A 2,748-nucleotide genomic window follows, 5' to 3' on the forward strand; every position below is an offset into this window, starting at 1 on the left:
AACAATTGGGGTGCAGTTCATTGCTTATTAGGCAATTACTCTTTTTATATGTACGTCTTAATATTTTAGTCTCGTTCAAGTAAGGAAAGAAACGACTGTAATACCGGGGAAATCCATCTGGATTTATGATAGATTACATGACTTTGAATAATGGTTGGAGTTTCGATAGGCTGAAAACATAGTTGTTCTTTTTGGCAACTTTCTTGTACAACGATATAAGGAAGAATTGAAATGCCTAATTCACACATAACGGATTGTTTAATGACTTCAACATTGGAAGTTTCAAATGTTTTAGCTGGAATATTTCCACTTTGACGTAAAAAACGATCTACCATTGGCCTATAGCCGCAGCTTTGTTCTGTAAAAATGAACTGGGTGTCCTGTAATAACTGGAATGGATTTGCGTGTGCAGCGGAATAAGCTGGTAAAATCCATCCAAATGTTTCATTACTAAAAGTACGCGTAATAAAATCATTATGTTCTATACTTTCTCCAATTATGAAGACAACGTCTGTTTCTCCTTCACGTAATTTTTGTAATGCTTGTTCATTTGTGTTTGTTTCAAGTACGATATTTACTTTCGGATTTTTCTGTTTGTAAGTACGTAATAATTGTGGTAATCGGTATACCGCTAATGATTCATTAGATGTAATACTTAATGTACCTTCTAAATAATCTGTATTTTGGGGGATTTCTTGCGCTTTTTCATATATTGCAAGTAATTCTAATGCATAAGGATGAAATTGATGACCTGCTTTTGTAAGTAGCACTTTTTTCCCTAACCGATCGAAAAGAGGAATATGTAAATCGTTCTCTAAAGCTTTCATATGTGCTGTAACAGTAGATTGCGCATAACCTAGCGCATGAGCAGCTTTAGAAAAATTACCATACTTCACAATGGCGCAAAATGTTTTAACATGTCTCATTTCCATAAGCGATCCCTCTTTTATTATCATGATTTGTGAATGATTATATCATGTATTTTAATTTTCCAAATGATTAAATTCCGTATAAAATAAAATTGTGGAAATATTCATTCAAGTGATATTGGAGGAGAAAAGATGATCAAAAAGGGCTATCATGTAGCTGTTGTTGGGGCTACAGGTGCGGTAGGGCAAAAAATTATTGAACTGTTAGAGAATGAAATGAAGTTTAATATAGTTGAAGTTACATTGCTTTCATCAAAACGATCCGCCGGTAAGAAAGTAAGATTCAAAGGACGAGAGATAATTATACAAGAGGCAAAAACAACTAGCTTTGAAGGTGTAGATATTGCCTTTTTTAGTGCTGGGGGAGAAGTATCTAGACAATTTGTAACTCATGCAGTTTCTAGTGGTGCGATTGTAATTGATAACACAAGTGAGTACCGAATGGCACAAGGTGTACCGCTCGTTGTTCCGGAAGTGAATGCGCATACTTTAGAGCGGCATAAAGGTATTATTGCAGTTCCAAATTGTTCAGCATTACAGATGGTAACTGCACTTCAGCCGATTCGAAAATCATTCGGTTTAGAAAGAATTATCGTTTCAACATATCAAGCTGTATCGGGTTCTGGCATTCATGCGATTCATGAATTACAAGAGCAGGCTAAGTCTATGCTTGCTGGTAAAGAAGTGAAAAGTGATATATTACCGGCGAAAAAAGATAAAAAACATTATCCAATAGCGTTTAATGTACTGCCTCAAGTAGATATATTTACAGACAATGATTTTACTTTTGAAGAAGTAAAGATGATTCAAGAAACGAAGAAAATATTAGAAGATGAAAACTTGAAAATGGCAGCTACTTGTGTACGTGTTCCAGTCGTATCAGGGCATTCAGAATCGGTTTATATAGAACTGGAAAAAGAAGCAACCGTTGCGGAAATTAAGGAAGTATTAATGGATGCACCAGGTGTTATTTTGCAGGATAACCCTAGTGAACAGCTGTATCCAATGCCATTATATGCAGAAGGGAAAATAGATACATTTGTCGGAAGAATACGTAAAGATCCTGATACGCCAAACGGATTCCACCTCTGGATTGTTTCCGATAATTTATTGAAAGGTGCGGCTTGGAATTCAGTTCAAATCGCAGAGACTTTAGTGGAAAAGGGGATACTTTAATATAGTTTGAAAAATTGGGGAATCGTTAATGATTTCCCGGTTTTTACTCATTGAAAGTTGGAGGAAGTATGCCGTTTTCTGAGGTGAATGTGAACTTTAAAAATAAAACTTATACTGACTTTTGGAGGGAAGATAAGAATAAATTGATGCCTAAAAGATAAATGGGATAAGATGGTAATATAAAGAGTGCATATACACTGGAGGGATTACCAATGCTAAAAGTTATGTTACCATTTGTTCTTATCTTTTTTCTTGTTATTGCGATGTATATTGCTTATCAAAAGAGAAAAAAATCCGAGATAAAAGGATTGAAAAGTGCGCTAACTTCTATTTGTTTCTTTTCACTCGCAATATTAAATATGTTTGCATATTGGTTTCATTTTGGCGGTGTTTTTACTTGGTTATTTTCAATTGTATTATTGCTAGTTGGTGCATATTTTACAAAATATATTCCAATATCTAAAAAGGTACATTAAAATTTATAAGAGTTTACATGCAATGTTTACTTTTTTGAAAAGAGATTATTCTACTAGATCGTTGTGAAACGATTTCATAGGACAATCTCTTTTGTTTAGTTTTGGAAAGAACGTACTGTGATTTGTAGTTGCTCAATAAATTCTCGAGTGGCAGCACACATATATTT

The 2,748-nt window shown here is 34.2% G+C and carries 3 protein-coding genes and 2 pseudogenes; 3 read left to right on the forward strand and 2 right to left on the reverse strand.

The features are described 5' to 3' along the window. Window positions 1-65: 65 nt before the first annotated feature. Window positions 66-932: a LysR family transcriptional regulator gene (locus tag DN403_RS19815; RefSeq protein ID WP_000425889.1), complete on the reverse strand. Its 867-nt coding sequence runs from the start codon at window positions 930-932 to the stop codon at window positions 66-68. A gap of 129 nt (window positions 933-1,061) precedes the next feature. On the opposite strand from DN403_RS19815, the gene DN403_RS19820 reads away from it, so the two are divergent. The 3 genes and pseudogenes from DN403_RS19820 (at window position 1,062) to DN403_RS19830 (ending at window position 2,581) form a co-directional block, all read left to right on the forward strand. Next, complete coding sequence (locus tag DN403_RS19820; RefSeq protein ID WP_000591706.1) at window positions 1,062-2,105, forward strand: aspartate-semialdehyde dehydrogenase; 1,044 nt, start codon at window positions 1,062-1,064, stop codon at window positions 2,103-2,105. Window positions 2,106-2,146: 41 nt separating this feature from the next. After that, a pseudogene (locus DN403_RS19825) lies at window positions 2,147-2,266 on the forward strand (C45 family autoproteolytic acyltransferase/hydolase); the annotation flags it as partial. A gap of 51 nt (window positions 2,267-2,317) precedes the next feature. Then, window positions 2,318-2,581: a hypothetical protein gene (locus DN403_RS19830; protein WP_000921855.1), complete on the forward strand. Its 264-nt coding sequence runs from the start codon at window positions 2,318-2,320 to the stop codon at window positions 2,579-2,581. A 95-nt stretch (window positions 2,582-2,676) separates the two neighbouring features. Here DN403_RS19830 and DN403_RS32325 read toward each other — a convergent pair. After that, window positions 2,677-2,748 (reverse strand): annotated as a pseudogene (locus DN403_RS32325) (LysR family transcriptional regulator substrate-binding protein); the annotation flags it as partial.

This window comes from Bacillus sp. AY2-1 (assembly GCF_008368965.1).
Classification (GTDB): domain Bacteria; phylum Bacillota; class Bacilli; order Bacillales; family Bacillaceae_G; genus Bacillus_A; species Bacillus_A thuringiensis_S.